Annotated in this window: 18 protein-coding genes and 3 pseudogenes; 14 read left to right on the plus strand and 7 right to left on the minus strand. The window is 40.0% G+C overall.

Going from position 1 to position 15863, the window contains the following annotated elements; all coding sequences use genetic code 11:
- Positions 1-119 precede the first annotated feature (119 nt).
- From ACIQXR_RS10285 to ACIQXR_RS10325, 9 genes and pseudogenes are all read left to right on the plus strand, one after another.
- A complete protein-coding gene (locus ACIQXR_RS10285) occupies positions 120-797 on the plus strand; it encodes a hypothetical protein (protein ID WP_402871819.1) in 678 nt (225 codons plus the stop codon).
- 79 nt (positions 798-876) lie between these two features.
- Positions 877-1440, plus strand: coding sequence for a tyrosine-type recombinase/integrase (locus tag ACIQXR_RS10290; RefSeq protein WP_402871822.1), 564 nt, complete (start codon positions 877-879; stop codon positions 1438-1440).
- 51 nt (positions 1441-1491) lie between these two features.
- Complete coding sequence (locus tag ACIQXR_RS10295) at positions 1492-1989, plus strand: cation:proton antiporter regulatory subunit (RefSeq protein ID WP_402871825.1); 498 nt, start codon at positions 1492-1494, stop codon at positions 1987-1989.
- 6 nt (positions 1990-1995) lie between these two features.
- The gene (locus ACIQXR_RS10300; protein ID WP_402871828.1) at positions 1996-3219 is read left to right on the plus strand and encodes a cation:proton antiporter; all 1224 of its coding nucleotides are present in this window, start codon (positions 1996-1998) and stop codon (positions 3217-3219) included.
- Positions 3220-3472: 253 nt separating this feature from the next.
- Positions 3473-4339 (plus strand): YihY/virulence factor BrkB family protein, encoded by an 867-nt coding sequence (locus ACIQXR_RS10305; protein WP_402871831.1) that lies wholly within the window; start codon positions 3473-3475, stop codon positions 4337-4339.
- Positions 4340-4545: 206 nt separating this feature from the next.
- Positions 4546-5096, plus strand: a pseudogene (locus tag ACIQXR_RS10310) (IS3 family transposase); the annotation flags it as partial.
- An 87-nt stretch (positions 5097-5183) separates the two neighbouring features.
- Positions 5184-5357 carry a nuclear transport factor 2-like protein gene (locus ACIQXR_RS10315; RefSeq protein ID WP_403079921.1) on the plus strand — a complete coding sequence of 58 codons (174 nt, stop codon included), beginning with the start codon at positions 5184-5186 and terminating at the stop codon, positions 5355-5357.
- A 24-nt stretch (positions 5358-5381) separates the two neighbouring features.
- The gene (locus ACIQXR_RS10320) at positions 5382-5579 is read left to right on the plus strand and encodes a hypothetical protein (protein ID WP_403079922.1); all 198 of its coding nucleotides are present in this window, start codon (positions 5382-5384) and stop codon (positions 5577-5579) included.
- A gap of 48 nt (positions 5580-5627) precedes the next feature.
- Positions 5628-6506, plus strand: coding sequence for an NmrA family NAD(P)-binding protein (locus ACIQXR_RS10325; RefSeq protein ID WP_403079924.1), 879 nt, complete (start codon positions 5628-5630; stop codon positions 6504-6506).
- 76 nt (positions 6507-6582) lie between these two features.
- On the opposite strand, the gene ACIQXR_RS10330 is transcribed toward ACIQXR_RS10325, so the two are convergent.
- Together ACIQXR_RS10330 and ACIQXR_RS10335 are read right to left on the minus strand one after the other, a co-directional pair.
- A complete protein-coding gene (locus ACIQXR_RS10330) occupies positions 6583-7197 on the minus strand; it encodes a TetR/AcrR family transcriptional regulator (RefSeq protein WP_402958894.1) in 615 nt (204 codons plus the stop codon).
- Between the two features lie 584 nt (positions 7198-7781).
- Complete coding sequence (locus ACIQXR_RS10335; RefSeq protein WP_402871841.1) at positions 7782-8510, minus strand: SDR family oxidoreductase; 729 nt, start codon at positions 8508-8510, stop codon at positions 7782-7784.
- A gap of 198 nt (positions 8511-8708) precedes the next feature.
- Here ACIQXR_RS10335 and ACIQXR_RS10340 point away from each other — a divergent pair, with 198 nt between their 5' ends.
- Both ACIQXR_RS10340 and csaA read left to right on the plus strand, forming a co-directional pair.
- A complete protein-coding gene (locus ACIQXR_RS10340; RefSeq protein WP_402871844.1) occupies positions 8709-9053 on the plus strand; it encodes a winged helix-turn-helix transcriptional regulator in 345 nt (114 codons plus the stop codon).
- Between the two features lie 571 nt (positions 9054-9624).
- Complete coding sequence (csaA, locus tag ACIQXR_RS10345) at positions 9625-9954, plus strand: chaperone CsaA (RefSeq protein WP_402871847.1); 330 nt, start codon at positions 9625-9627, stop codon at positions 9952-9954.
- A 359-nt stretch (positions 9955-10313) separates the two neighbouring features.
- Here csaA and ACIQXR_RS10350 read toward each other — a convergent pair.
- Positions 10314-10598: pseudogene (locus ACIQXR_RS10350) on the minus strand (IS110 family transposase); the annotation flags it as partial.
- A 696-nt stretch (positions 10599-11294) separates the two neighbouring features.
- Entirely contained in the window at positions 11295-12149 is an 855-nt protein-coding gene (locus ACIQXR_RS10355; RefSeq protein ID WP_403079927.1) for an alpha/beta fold hydrolase, read from the minus strand.
- A 187-nt stretch (positions 12150-12336) separates the two neighbouring features.
- On the opposite strand from ACIQXR_RS10355, the gene ACIQXR_RS10360 reads away from it, so the two are divergent.
- Positions 12337-12786, plus strand: a complete 450-nt coding sequence (locus ACIQXR_RS10360) for a MarR family winged helix-turn-helix transcriptional regulator (protein ID WP_403079929.1) — start codon at positions 12337-12339, stop codon at positions 12784-12786.
- Positions 12787-12953: 167 nt separating this feature from the next.
- Positions 12954-13556, plus strand: coding sequence for a hypothetical protein (locus ACIQXR_RS10365; protein ID WP_403079932.1), 603 nt, complete (start codon positions 12954-12956; stop codon positions 13554-13556).
- A 252-nt stretch (positions 13557-13808) separates the two neighbouring features.
- Here the strand turns inward: ACIQXR_RS10365 and ACIQXR_RS10370 are convergent, their stop codons facing one another.
- On the minus strand, positions 13809-14114 hold the full coding sequence (locus tag ACIQXR_RS10370) for a hypothetical protein (protein ID WP_403079934.1): 306 nt from the start codon (positions 14112-14114) through the stop codon (positions 13809-13811).
- Between the two features lie 59 nt (positions 14115-14173).
- On the opposite strand from ACIQXR_RS10370, the pseudogene ACIQXR_RS10375 reads away from it, so the two are divergent.
- Positions 14174-14395: pseudogene (locus ACIQXR_RS10375) on the plus strand (tyrosine-type recombinase/integrase); the annotation flags it as partial.
- On the opposite strand, the gene ACIQXR_RS10380 reads toward ACIQXR_RS10375, so the two are convergent.
- On the minus strand, positions 14396-14563 hold the full coding sequence (locus ACIQXR_RS10380; RefSeq protein WP_403079936.1) for an aspartyl-phosphate phosphatase Spo0E family protein: 168 nt from the start codon (positions 14561-14563) through the stop codon (positions 14396-14398). It abuts the pseudogene before it with no gap.
- 320 nt (positions 14564-14883) lie between these two features.
- The gene (locus ACIQXR_RS10385; RefSeq protein WP_403079938.1) at positions 14884-15273 is read right to left on the minus strand and encodes a YhfM domain-containing protein; all 390 of its coding nucleotides are present in this window, start codon (positions 15271-15273) and stop codon (positions 14884-14886) included.
- Between the last annotated feature and the right edge of the window lie 590 nt (positions 15274-15863).

The raw sequence follows: 15863 nt of genomic DNA on the forward strand, positions 1-15863 counted from the left end.
GCGAGAGGGAATCCTTATTAGGGGGTTCCCTCTTTTTCATGCCTAAAAAGCTATTTAGCCCTGCCAGATATATTTCTTTTCCATTCAGTAAAGAATACATAAAAAAAGGAGGACAGAATTTGGATACTTTTCTTTACTTCTTCTATCTTGCCGGATATGTGGCCCTTTTCATTTGGGGAATCACCCTCGCTAATAAATACGGATGGCTCTCTGCTTCCAACGTTCTCTTACTCGTGATTTTCGGGCTAATCGTGGATAACACCCTGCTCGCACTCGGACGGTATATCGGAACGGGGCACTTTCTGGAATCAATCAGCTATGCCCGCTTTTGGGGACATGCCCTCTTCACGCCCACATTAGTTCTCTTTGCTTGGGATTCCCTGAAAAAGGCCGACATCGCGTGGGCCCAAAGAAAACTTGCCAAGTATATCAGTTGCGTATTGGTGATCGCCCTAATATGCTTTGAATTATTCACTGAAACGCTTGGGCTTAAACTGGAGGCCGATTGGAAGTATGGGGTTTTAAGTTATACCAGTTCAGAGCCGACGAGCGGACCGCCCATCATGGTATTGATCATCTCCCTCGTACTGATTATTTCGGGGTTCTTGATCTGGCGAAAACAAAAATGGATATGGTATTTGCTAGGTACGGTCATCATGACCATCGGTAGCGCCGTTCCTCTCCCCATCAAAAGCGATGCGTACATGAACGGATTTGAACTCATCCTCCTGATTTCACTACTTGCCACGAAGCATTTTCAAGACCATGAAGGGCAACGCCAAAAAACAGAGTTTTAGTAACAAGCATCATCGGATGCAATGTAACATAACTTGTGTTATAATATAATTAAGTTACATTGGTAAGAGGAGAAGAATTATGGAATATGTAGAAGCCTTTAAGGATGTCAATGAAATCAGCAAGATCAAAAGTTACTTGCGATCTCACTCCAGCCGCGATTATTTGTTATTTGTTTTAGGGATCAATACGGGAATGAAAATCAATGAGATGTTGGAAGTGACCGTGGCAAGCGTTCTCGATGAAACGGGAAAAGTTAAAGAGTTTTATGAGCAACGCTTGGAAAATGACGAGGTCACTCAAATCTATTTGAATCAGAAAGTCCGGACAGCTTTACAAGAATACATCAAAGACTCGAAAGTGATGGAAGGCCAATTTTTGTTTTTATCACCTAAGACAAAAAAACCGATCACACGCCAACAGGCACACCGGATCATCCATGATGCGGTGGAAGGTGCCGGATTGATTGGTAAGTATGGGGCCAGTTCAATGCGTAAGACATTTGGATATCACGCCTATAAGCAAGGGGTCTCCCTCGCCTTGATCCAAAAGCATTACCATCATTCTAGTCCATCCGAGACACTGAAGTACATTGGCATCTCCAAGGAGAGTAAATTCAAGACGATCATCGACGTGAATTTATAGCATATTTCTATCTTTTGTAATCTCAAACCACCATTTTAAGGAGGAATTCAAGTGAAAATTAGAGAAAGCGAACTTCCTGGTATAGGCCAGAAATTCGAGATTATCACGAGAAATGATGAAAAATTAGTGATTGTCATTCACGATGATGGCCGTAGGGAGTTATACCACTTTGATACCGATCATGAGGATGTTATTTCAAGCATCACACTCAATGATCAGGAAGCGCGTCAAATGGCGTCCATCATCGGCGGTATGATTTATAAACCACAGGCACTCGAAACAATCGAAATGTCATTAGGTGACTTGGTCATCGAATGGTTCAAAGTGGAACCAGGTTCCAAAGCGATTAACCAAACGATTGGTGACATTGACATTCGTAACAATTACAACGTGACGGTTATCGCCCATTCGAAAAAAGGGAAAAAACAACTGAATAACCCAGGTCCTGATTCAATCATTGCTGCAGGCGACACGCTGGTCATCTCTGGTGAAAGAAAAGACATCAAAAATCTGATTAGAGAATTACTGACCGACGAAAGGAGTGACTAAGTACATATGGATCACTTAGTCTTCGAAGTAGGAACGGCCCTATTATTGGTTGCAGCCGCAGCTCTCATAGCAGGGAAATTCAAAATATCGAATGTACCCATCTTAATTATCGTCGGCATGTTGGTAGGACCTCATGCCCCGCATTTTGGAATGATCGATTTACGCTTCATCGAAAGTGAAGAGATCATTGCCTTCCTCGGAAGAGTCGGTATTCTTTTCCTTCTATTCTATTTAGGACTTGAATTTTCTGTAAAAAAATTGATGAAATCCGGAAAGAACATCGTGACAGGCGGATCCATCTATATTGTCATAAACGTTGGTTTAGCGATGGCTTATGGTTTCCTCATGGGTCTTCCACTGAAAGAAGTCCTCATTTTAACCGGGATCATCAGCTTTTCATCAAGTGCCATAGTAGCCAAAGTACTTGTTGATTTAAGAAGGACCGGTAATAACGAAACGGAACTTATCCTGGGAATCATCATGTTTGAAGATATATTCCTTGCCGTTTATTTATCCGTCGTATCAGGATTGGTATTAAGCTCATCCGGTTCAGTCTGGGGAACATTATTATCTACGTTTATCGCAATCGGATATATGCTATTATTTTTCGTCATCGCTCGAAAAGCATCCGGTTTCCTCAACAAATTATTCAATATTACCTCTGATGAGATTTTCATCATTGTCGTATTCGCCTTACTGTTCTTTATCGCAGGTTTCTCTGAAACGATTCATGTTGCAGAAGCAATCGGCGCATTACTGCTCGGACTCGTCTTTTCTGAAACGGAACATAGTGACCGCATCGAAAAACTTGTCATTCCTTTCAGGGACTTCTTTGGAGCCATATTCTTCTTCAGCTTTGGATTGAGTATCGATCCGACAACGCTAGGTGGAGCAGTCTGGATGGTACTTGGAGCCGTCATCATTACCATTATCGGTAACTTCGTTGCTGGTATGATTGCTGGACGTAAATCCGGTTTGTCCCATAAAGCCTCAGCCAATATCGGCTTGACGATCGTTTCACGCGGTGAATTCTCCATCATTCTCGCAAACCTAGGCATTGCTGGCGGTTTGATGCCTATCCTAACCCCGTTTGCGGCATTATATGTGCTGACATTAGCGATTCTTGGACCAGTCCTTACGAAAGAATCCAAGCATATATATAATATCCTCAATAAAATCTTCAAATGGACGCCGCCAAAAGTCCAAAAAGAACAACAAAAAGAAGGCTAATCAAAAAGGTCCAGACACCTACGTCTGGACCTTTTTCGATATTCTCTGAGTTTCTTAGATTGATAGCCTGCTATATGTGTCTCCTTCCACCCAGTCATCCCTTCTTATTTTCCATCCCATCGACATGTTGGAAGAGATTTTCGAATAGTAAATGGGTAACTGCTTTACAATATTTCCTCTCAGGAGGGTTAAGGCACCCGATCTGAGGGAAAAGAATCAGATAAACGAAGAAACTTTTCAGGAGTGATGCCGATTGAATAAGTCGATTGATTTTAGCAAGAAACTCATCAAGGAAGTCAAGGAGGATCGTGTCACAGGATTGGCAGCTGAACAAGCATACTATTACCTCCTCGCACTATTCCCTTTGCTCATTTTATTGCTGTCGATTTTGCCATACTTGAACATCGATACGCAAACAGCTTTGGATACGTTAAAGACATTCATGCCATCGGAAACGATGAAAACCATCGAAGAGAATATCATCAAGATATTGAATGAACGGAATGGCGGCTTGCTGACCTTTGGTATCCTTGGTACCATCTGGTCCGCTTCGAATGGAATGAATGCATTTATTCATTCGATGAACATTGCCTATGATGTGGAAGAAACGCGCAGCTTCATCAAGGCTCGCCTCATTTCCATCCTGTTAACATTAGGATTGGTCTTTGCATTTATCGTGATGCTGGTTCTTCCCGTCTTTGGGAAAGTACTCATCGATTTAATGGAACAAGTCGTGTCCCTTCCAGAAGAAACACAAAGTCTATTCAGTATATTGCGATGGGTGATCGCCGTTGCGGTTATCTCTTTCGTGCTAGCCATTCTATACCGTTACGCACCGAATAAGAACTTCCCGTTCAAACACGTCATTCCGGGTGCAATTACGGCCACAATACTCTGGTTTGTCATCTCCATCGGTTTTTCCTTTTATGTCAGCAATTTCGCTAATTATTCGTCCACGTACGGCAGTTTAGGGGGCGTCATCGTTTTAATGTTATGGCTGTACCTGACCGGTTTGATCTTAATGCTCGGCGGCGAAATCAATGCGATTCTACACCGTCAAAATACCACACCTCAAAAGAAGTCTCGAACACTCGTACATCCCGTACCTTTAAAACGATAAAGAAAAAACCAGGTTCCTATAATGGTAGAATGTACCCTATAGAGTAGACACTTAAAAAAAGTCTCTCTGTAGGGTACTTTTATGTATAAAGAAGATACATGGGATTGGAGATACATCAAAATGAGTAACAAGACTTTTACAGAATAAGAAATGAAGGCCTTATCAAAGAATCCTTATGTTAAGGGGATTAGCCGAAAGGGGATTAGATCCGAAGAATAATGAAGAAGTATGGGATTGTCTGCCCCATTAGAAAAGCAAATCCCTATCGGAGAATGATGAAAGCAACCCAAGAACATAGGGTCATGCCAAACCTATTAAAGCGACAATTTAAGCAAGATATCCCCGGAAAAGTACTCCTAACCGATATCATATATTTATTTTACGGAACGGGCCACAAAGCCTATTTATCTACCATTAAAGATGGCTCGACCAATGAAATCTTGGCCTACCACGTATCAGACCAAATCACCATGGATTTAGCTATAGACACCCTTCTGAAGCTAAAGAAGAATCGATGATATAAAAAAGCAGAAAGTGCCTTATTACACTCGGATCAAGGTACCCACTACACACACCCCGACTTTCAAAAGTTAGTGAAGAAATTAGGATTACATCAATCGATGTCTAGACGAGGAAACGGTTGGGATAATGCCCCTCAGGAGGCCTTCTTTGGCCACTTTAAGGATGAAGCTTACATTACTATAGACACCAATGGAACCTAAAAAAGATGACCCCTGTTCGGTCCGAATATATTTGATTGTTCGGTCCGAAAAGTGATATAGTACTCTTAGAAATTCCACCATTTTCCATCCATCCATTCTCTCAAGAAAGCGAGGCAACTGAAATGAGTACCTTGTCTTATGATCAAGTTGAGCAGCTCATTCAACTTTTCTCAGACCGTTATATTCGTAAGGAGTATGCTACATTTCTAGATTTGTTTGCTGCCGATATCGTCTTCGAATTTCCTTATGCCCAGGAAACAAATCCAAAACGACTGGATGGGAAGGCGGTGCTGTAGCAATATCTGGAAGAATTAGAGGATGTGCTTAAAATCACTTCATTCACCACACCGGTCATTCATATAGCAGCCGATGCCCCCGTGTTCTTCGCTCAGTTCAAAGCAAGTGGAAAAATCCTAGTCACAGGCGGATCTTACGAACAAAGCTATATATCCGTAGTCGAAGTTCAGAAGTTCAAAATGGTAGGATTATCCGCTATCAGGACTACTGGAAACCATTAGCAGTCAACTTAAAACATGACATAAATAAGAACTAAAGGAGATAATCGTATGCAAAATCAATCCTCTACTCGTATTCTACTAACCGGAGGACAGGGCAAGACCTCCTCCCGCATTGCACAGTTGCTACAAGATCAAGACTATCTGATTCGGAGAGCCGGACGCAGTTTTCCCAAGCCCGGGGATGAACAAGTCGGTGAACACATACCATTCGACTGGTTCGATGACTCTAACCATGATGACGTCCTGCAGGACGTCCATGCCGTATATTTGGTTGCACCTGCAAGTCTGCATCCTGAAGAAGCCATGATTCCTTTTATCCGCAGAGCACTTGACGCTTCAGTTAGGCGCTTCGTCCTGTTATCCAGTGCCTCGATTCCGGAGGATGGCCCCGTCTTCGGGGGAGTTCACCGTTACCTGCATGACCATGCCCCCGAATGGGCCGTCCTGCGCCCTTCCTATTTCATGCAGAACTTCACGGAGCCCAGCCATGGTCACGGGCACTCCTTACGCCACAGCGGGCACATCTATACTGCTGCAGGAGACGGCAAGGTAGGCTTCGTCGACGCAGATGATATTGCAGCTGTCGGCTTTCATGCCCTGACCGACAAGGAGCCCCATAACCGGGAGCATATCATTACTGGCCCAGAATCCCTCACTTATGATGATGTGGCCGGAGTGATCCGCAGCGTTACCGGCCTGGAAGCCAAGCATATTCGTGTTACACCGGAGCAACTTACAGAGAGGCATAAGGCAGCCGGCTTGCCGGATAACTATGCCGAATACCTAGCCGGAATGGATGTTCGTATTTGTCTCGAAGGAATGGAGAATCAGATAACAGACACGGTATTTCGAGTAGCCGGCCGAGAGCCGCGTTACCTAGAGCAATTCATTTTGCAGCATAAACATGGTTTCCGTCTAATTAACTAAGAGGTACTTTAAGATAAAAGGCTCTCCAGTCATCACCGTTTAAGATGACCATAGGAGAGCCTTTTGATGTCCACATTTATATGAAATCTTTCGCTTGGCTGCCCTGTATAGTCCGAAAGACCGTTAGTACCATATTTGAGATGGCAAACAGCCTCGGCTCATCCATTCCCAACTTGGCTGACGTGATCAGGGCGATTCGCTCATGTACCAGGAACCGGGCCAGATCTCGGATATTCACCTCCGGGCCTATTGCCCCTTCTTTCACCGCGCGTTCCAGCATATTGTAAAAGATTTGCTCCGACAGTTCGGTGTTCGTCTGCAGATAAGCTGCCAGCTCCTCATTGTGAGGCGCCTGCTCAATAGCGCTGCTAATAATGAAGCACTCTAGACGCAGCTCAGGGTCTATAAGGACTTTAACAATTGTAGTAAATACTAGTTCTACCTTGTCAACTACCGTTCCCGGCCCATCGCAAAGTCTCTTCAACTCTTGATTTTTCTGTTCCATATAATGTTGGACAGCTGTAAAAAACAGATCCCATTTCGTTCCATAAGTATCATATATACTTTGGCGGGCAATGCCCAGCCCATTGATTAAATCAGGCAACGAGGTGCCTTCATAGCCACGATTCCCGAAGATATACATGGCTTTATGCAGAATCTCTTTCGTATCAAAGGCCTTCGTTCTTGCCACTGTAAGCGCCCCTTTCCAATTATTCATATAAGTAATTATACTATGCTATGGGCGAACCCGCTTTGACGTATTTCCCCGAAATCCATCCGTTTCTTTAAGAAACCGACCACTTGGGGACTGTTCCACCATATGGTTTATTCGCCCAATTACTCCTGATTCACATATTCCGTATCCGAACCAAAATCTGATACTTGTTGTTGCTAAATAGATAGTCAAAACGCTGAATAGCTTTGGTCAGAACTCCTCACACGGTAGGTCGTCAGGAAAAGTGGATTATGGCGATCTACATGTAACAATTGATTAAAATGAACGTAAATCTTGGGGTCTATAAAGAAAAAAACAAGTATAATAAATCTTAAAGAGAATACGAAAGGGGATTATCAACTCATCTATGAGGTTGAAAAACAAGAGTGTAGGGAAGTGTAAGAAGTAACAGAGTTAGCAGTTATATCCATAGAAAATGGATATAACTGCTAAAATATATAGTAGTATTTCACTCGTGCAGAAAATGGATAAGATAATGTATGAGGAAATATTTTTTATCCAGATGCTTTGGACATTAAAGCTAACTTATTCCTTCAGTTTTACCAAGGCACAACTCCATTGTCATCAAAAAAGCCACCAGTTGGACCATCACTATTTATTGTGGCAAGCTTCACTACAATGGAAGCTGCTTGTTCGACTGAACGATAGCCACTATTACCATTTAAATCGGTAGCTGTAAATCCAGGGCAAACTGAGTTGATTTTAATAGGAGAATTGTTTAATTCTTTAGCAAAGAAAACAGTTAAAGCATTCACAGCCGTTTTGGAGCTATTGTAGGCGAGCGAATTCACATTATAAAATTCCGAAGCTGGGTCTGAATTCAAGGTTAAGGAACCTAATCCGCTGGAAAGATTAACAATTCTTCCAGAAGAAGAATTTCTGAGCAATGGAAGCATTGCTTTAGTAACAGAAAATACGCCGAAAACGTTTGTTTCATATGTGCTCTTTAGAACGGACAGTTCCAGTTCACTTGGAGGTATGTTACCTTCCGAAAACACGCCTGCATTATTAATCAAGATATCAAGCAATCCATATTCTTGTTCAATCCAATCTGCTGCGGAGAGAAGAGAGCTGGGGTTCGTGACATCAAGAAGCACTGTTTTAGCTTTAATTTTCTCCGTTTCCAATAACGTTACGGCCTCATGTCCCTTTTTTTCGTTTCTTGCTCCTATTAAAATCTCATACCCCATGTTTCCCAATTGTCTTGCTGTCTCAAAACCAATACCTTTGTTTCCACCTGTAATTAATACGATCTTGGATTTATTCATAAAATTGCCTCCCTAGTCTATTTTTCTAAAACCTGTACTTACGAGTACATATTTACTTCTTATCTTTGTCCCGGCCTTTTATATGTACATGTAATCATGATATGAACCTCCTTTCATTTTTGATATAATTAATATAATGGAAAAAATTGATAATTGTAAGTAGGCACATTTTTGTAACTTAAAGAATGGAGTGGAAATATGGGATATGGATTAAAAAATTATGGCGATTGTAGTGAAGAGGTTATAAGGGCCTGCCCTGTTGAAATAGTTTTACATATGATAGGAGGCAAATGGAAGGGAATCATTATCGACATTCTATCCAAAAAATCGGTCAGATTTAATGAATTTAGACGCTTAATACCGGGGATTTCACAACGAATGCTGACATTACAGCTCAGGGAACTCGAGGCGGATGGAATTGTGAAGAGGGTGGTAGATGACACTGTGCCACCCAAAACAGAATACTTCCTCACTGAACAAGGAAATAAATTGTCGAGCATCATCGATTCTATAAGAGTATGGGGAAAAGAGTTTCTATCCTAAGTCTGCGATTGGGAAGTCTTAGCGTGTCGTGGATGCTCTTTTTCAATCTCCGGTAAATCAGAACTATGAATCGATAATGACAGAACACGTTTTGGACCGACCGGTTTTAAAACATTGAACTGACTATAAAGGTTGCGCAGTCCGTCTATGCTCCTCTGCCTGTGGGCCAACTGATCCATAACTATTGCTGAAGGAATGAACCATGGTTATGATGAAATGGATTGGACGGCTTTAATCCGTTGTCTGGAGCATTCTTCTTAAAAATTTTATTCGACCCGATTCTCTTGCTGGGCGTGGAATATCCGCGGCTCGAAATCATAGAGTGGGGGCAAAAAAATCGCCGCATACCGGGCGCGTTCGGGTTGTCGGGCACAATTTGAAGAGCGTGAGTGGGCAAGTAGGTTAGTTGCAAACGGAGACGCTGCTTCACGTAAAACGTATATTTTTCAGGGTCCTCCCTTATAAGGGTCCATTTTTTCATGTAACGCATCGCTCATTGATCTGGAGAAAAATGGTATAATATTTATTATTTAAAACAATTTGGTATGAACAATTGAAACGGGGGATTACTGTGACAACAATTGAAGATTTTTTGAAGTTGGACATTCGGGTCGGTACTGTAATAACGGCAGAACCGTTTCCGGAAGCTCGAAAACCTGCATTAAAGTTAGAGATTGATTTTGGCGAGATGGGCATCAAACGCTCTTCCGCTCAAATTACGAGAAGGTATGAACCTCAGCAGCTTATCGGCCGTCAAGTTGCTGCAGTAATAAACTTTCCCGTTCGGCGAATCGCTGGTTTTGAATCAGAAGTATTGGTAATCGGAGGTGTGCCGGAAGAAGGCGATGTCGTGCTTTTAAAACCGGATGAAACTGTCAAAAATGGAACGCCGATTGCCTGATCGGATCTGTATCGCATGCCACGATATTTACTTTGCCGTGGCTTCAATGCCATAAGTAATGGAACCGGTGCAAAAAGCACTAAAGGAAGATCATTTGATAAAGAATAATCGTTCCTAAAACAATTAATAAGAAAATCCTGATAACGGTATTTGCTAAGAAAAGTAGTGGAACAAAACCAGCACGCTGGGGCTAGAACTGATTAACATGAGTTTTTCCGTTTTCTTTTTATGCTAAGAGAAATAGCCAAAATTTTCACAACCCAACGAGTACCTGAATAGCTATTTAACTGATACATACAAAACATACTAACATCAGTAGTACAAACCTAGGCCATGGTTTGTGCTACTTTTTTTTATAGTAGCAGTGAAGAAAAGCTGACCTGCCTCTGGAACCCTTTGTGAGTCCGTATATCATCGTGCTGTCTCATCAGATTACGCAAGTTCAAAAGCTGGATTCCACGCTTTTTATAGGGTTATAAATCCTCTTTATAATATAGCTCGCAGAGAAGGCGGGCATCAGTTATGTCTGCTTTGACTTTGCGTAAACTTGAACTTTTCGCTTTGTAAGAAATGAGTGGATTCATAATGATTAACAGATATCCTCTTTTCTCGAAATACTGAACGATAGGCAGATGATAATGTCCCATAGATGTAGATTTGAAATAAACTTCCGATGTTTATAAAAAAATTCGATAAAAATCCTTTGTTGATATATAGGATATTTTTATTACACAAACGGGCCATTTAATGGAGTAACTTTTTAAGGTAAGCAAATATTAAAGCATAGATAACATTGTGGTGGATTGTACTTAAACTACTAAAGGACAGTCAGTTGAAGAAGATTTTAATGATTAAATATAAGACGAAAAGTTGGAGTGTTAGTAATCTCTGAAAATACGTCATCCTCTTACATTCTTTAATGACCTCTTCTAACGAAACATCCCATTGGGTTTTAAATAAAGATGATAACTTGCTTTTCAATTCTTTATCATTCAAATCCAGAATTTCCATATGTCTATAATCTTTTCTTATTACATCCAGTAAGGGCTCACGCCTCTATCAAGTAATATTAGGTTATAAGTGGCAAGAATTTCGTAAATAACACTACGAATCTCTTCATTTATGTTAGAAATATCTATAAAGCTCATAGAAACAACCAATCTGCTGATTTAATTGCATAATATACAGCGTTAGCAATCATTTGTTGAGTACCTTTATTTTCTTAATACAATATGTAAATAAAAAAGGATAATTAGCCCTCAGAATGGACTAACTATCCTATGATTTAATATCTTAATTTAACAATTGGGTGCCTTCCTTGTTTGCTTTAAGAATAGCAGTTATATAGAATCTGATTCAGTAGTATTCAAGAATTGAATGAGTTCCGCGTTGAACTCCTCGGCATGCGTCACATTAAATCCATGCGGACCACCTTTAATCACCACAAGCTGGCTGTTAGGAATGCGCTCATGTGCCTTCTGGCCACTGATTTCGACCGGAACGATTGCATCCGCATCCCCATGAAGAATAAGTGTCGGCAAGTCGAACTTATCTAGATCACCTCGGAAATCTGTTTGACTAAACGCTGAGATACAGTCAAGCGTGCCCTTTGGAGACGCGAATGCTGCAATGTCACGATTGTATAACCGGAATTCTTCGCTCACTAGATCCGTTCTGTCCCCGGAGGCGAAGAAGTTAGTTGTAAACGTATCGAGGAACGAAAGTCGATCCGCCTTAACCCCATCTTGTAAGCCTTTGATCACTGCATCATCAAATCCTCCATCGGGGTTATCTGTAGCCTTGTAAAGGTATGGTGGAACTGCCCCCGCTAACACAGCCTTCGATACACGATCCGTTCCGTAGGTGCCAATGTAACGAGCCACCTCACCGCCACCCATTGAGAATCCAACCAAAGTCACGTCATGAAGATCAAGATGCTCCAGCAGTTTGTGCAGATCAGCCGCAAACGTATTGTACTCATAACCATTCCAGGGCTGAGAAGAATGTCCGAACCCTCGTCGATCATACGTAATAACTCGGTGACCAGCCTCCACAAGTGCAGGAACTTGTTTTTCCCAAGATCTTCCACTTAGTGGCCAACCATGAATCAACACGACCGGCTTTCCAGATCCTACATCCTCGTAGTGAAGCTCAATAGGTGCACCATTTTCAAATCCAACTGTAATATTACTCATTATAAATTCCTCCATTATCAGTATTTTATATTTTGCAAAATTGTATTTTGCAAAATATAATTTGTGAATTTATCTTAGTCTATTTACAAAATATTGTCAACAATTTAATTTTGCAAAACATTTTTTATTGTCCACGAGTTATGTTAAAATATTAATGAAGAAAATACTGATTATTCGAGGTGCAACCATGGAGACTAACCCGCATAATCTTAACTTAGAGGATCACTTATGTTTCTCGTTGTATGCCTGTTCAAGGGCTATATTACGACTTTATCGCCCTTACCTAGATGAACTTCAACTCACTTACCCTCAATATCTGGTCTTAGTTACGTTGTGGGAGAAGCAACAAAGCACAATTAAAGAGCTAGGTGAAGCGCTTAATCTTGATACCGGTACACTGACTCCTCTACTCAAACGTATGGAAGCTGCCGGTCTCATCGAGCGTCGCCGTGACACAGTGGACGAACGCGTCGTGAACATTCTCATTACTAAAACAGGCAAAGCTCTACAGGAGAAGGCATCGTACGTTCCTCAATCCTTATTCGACGCTTCTGGTATGAGTAAAAAGGAACTGGGTGAAATAAACAAGACAATAATGCGTCTGTTACACCTGCTGAATGTAAAAGACGAGAAATAGATGCATACGAAAAATCCACTCTATTACCTAAGAGTGGATTTTTCGTATGCATCGGTTAATAACTATTCGGGGACCCGTTGTGTTGTAAATAGGTTGGTTATTATTGAAATCCTTGTTGAGCTAAAGCCCCATATTGGACACTGAATATGAATATTGGGGGATTTTTAATGAGTAAAAAATTGATGTATTTAATTAGTTTTGTTTTACTGGTTTCATTTGTATCTTTTGGATTTAATGGTTTTAAAGTTTCAGCTGCAACAAACAATGAAGATACTATGTCTGAAATCGAGGATATTATTGAAAATAACAATTTAGAACTAGTTGATCCTAATTTCATTCCTGAAAATCAAAGATTGAATTTTGATACAATAGAAGAATTTGAAAAATTCATTCAGGAAGATCCAAGTACTTTTGAAGATGAAAATGTTATGATTGAGGATGAAACTAACAAAATTTCTTTATTTGCAACTACCGAGACGTTAACAAATAGTTACGTAGAAAAAAGTGGTTTTGGTAAAATTACATCTTATGTTAGGTTTACAAAAAATAAGTCTACTAAAAAAGTATCTGGCGTGAAGATATGGAGTGAGCAAACAGGCGTTCTCATGGGGATTACATATATTCCTAATGATAATGCTTCTTATTATGAAATGAATTCAACTAAAACAGGTGGAAAAGCTTATGCAAAGGGTTCAAAGTTATATGGAGTAAATGTTGTTGGACAACCTGTTGGTTATCAAAAGTCAGTAACATACACTATTAAATATTAGCATTAAGAAAGGGGAATTAGTATGGGTACCACAGAGTCTAGTATTAATTGGTTTGATACGGTATATCAAATTGGTTTTGTAGCTCTTGTAGTTGCAATAGGATTTCTTATATACAAAATCATCAAAATTAAGAGAATGAATAAGCGTACTAAATATTTTTTTTATTAAAACCTCTTCTCCGGTTTTAGTAACGGTTAGTTTTAAGACAAGGGTGTTCGTGGTGACGCGGAGGTCTAAACTGAGTTTCTTTGTTCACTTTCCGAAAAGTCGAGCAAAGAAGCCCTTTTTTTGTTTATCCAGGTTAGTATCCGGATTTTCATTGGCTGCTGCTATTAATTGTTTAGCTTCCTTTGCTGCCCTATTGGATTCATCCAGTTCTTTATCTCGTTCTATACTTCCTCTAATGCTAGATACTTCACCTTTTATTTGTTGGATACCTGGGATAACAAACTCTTTATTAAAAGTTTCTTGGTTATCCAACTGTTCTTTCATTTGTTTATTTTCTTTCCTAAGTGCCGCCATTTCTTCACGTATGGTTTTTAATTCTTCCGCAATCAATTCCCCGGCTTTCTTTTCTGGTTCTGGCTTAAATGATTCCCCTCCAGTAGCAAAGTACCTATAGGCAGCTAAACAAGGCGGCAGAGTTCGCTGGAGTGGAGCATGTCGGCAATCATACGTTACGGAAAACGTTTGGCTACTGGTTTTACAAAGCAACGAAGGACATTGCCATGTTGCAGCGAATCCTACATCATTCTCACCCTTCTGTCACCCTGCGTTATATCGGCATTACGGAAGAAGAAACGAATAACGTATTGAAAACATTTAGTGTCTTTCACTAATTATTGCTTACTTATTAGAAATTGTTTCAAAATCAACTTGTCCAGCCTTTGACTACATGTCAGTGTTTCCCTATGATTTAGACCTTTTTGAACACCAGTTTCAATAAGGATATTTCTAAGATGTTTTATTTTTAGTTCTAAATCTCTATATAATTTAATTTCGCACAAAGTAAGTTGCTCCTTTATAGTTAAATAGTACCTATTTTAAGAAGTATATTACATTTATGTAATTATATAAACTTGCAAAATAAGGTATTTATTGTGAGTCAGAGTTAGTTCGTGGATAAAATTCAATGCTACTTCAAAAGTAAACAGCTAGTTCACATAAACCTCTATTATCGGTATTATCGAAGAAGAAACGCATAATGTCTTGAGAACCTTTAGTGTCTTTCACTAAGACTCAAATTCATTCATGTTGTTCGTTAACAAAGAAAAAAGGACCACTTTTTGGACCTTTAAGATGTCTCCTTGTTGAACTAACGCCCCCGTTAGTTCAACAAGAGTTCTAATATTTTTTGCGTTTGTTTATCATTTATTTCGTAATAACCATTCTTATTACTACTTAGAAGAGTCTTGTTCTTACCAAATTCTTCGATGACGTCAATAACCTCCGTAGATTTATCTTTGTAGGTTAGTTGAATCTTGTATCTTGGTTCAGTTGCAATTTTGTACTCAGCATTTAGGTGATTTGCTTTATTCAAGATACCTCTAATAGTAGCTATCTCTCCTTTATCAGTTGTAGATTTTCCATCTTCAAATGCTTCATCATATTTTTGTATTGTCATACTTTCAATTTTCGAAAACCCATTATAAAACATATTAAATCCTATAACGAATATAAAAACTAACATTATCAATATCAATATCTTTTTTTTCATATTACTCCCCCCCTCTTTAGAATTGACCTCAACGTTATATTCTATCGTCTTCTACAACTAACCTGCCCCGTTAGTGGAAGAGAGGGCAAAATGACCGTCTAGTTAACATAATTCAACTTATCGGTTTATGTATTCTTGAATTTTAAGGTCATTTATATCGCTGCAATACATTTGCAAGCATGCTTGCAAATGTATTGCACGTAAGGGAAAAGTGTATTACAAATGTATTGCTTGTGTATTGCTTGTGTATTGCAAACGTATTGCACATGCGATTTTCGTGCTATCACGGTTTTGTTAGGCTTTGCCTAACCTAGCACCCTCGGTGATAGCAAAAATCCCTTATGCTCTTCAGTTTTTCTTCAAGGTATCCATCGGAGAGATTACTTTTGAAAAATCACAAAAGCCGTTATCTTTTTAGATACACAATATCTGGATCATGAACGAGCCCAATATCTTCATCCTCCATATCTAACTGTTGAACAATAAAAGAGTCGAGATCCATGCCAGTAAACTTCCCTTTAGTCGATAATTCCTTCATTCTAGATCACAGTTAGCACTTATAGTTGTTCAAATTGAGGAGTTATGCTTAG

This window comes from Peribacillus sp. NPDC097224, from assembly GCF_044761985.1.
GTDB lineage: Bacteria > Bacillota > Bacilli > Bacillales > DSM-1321 > Peribacillus.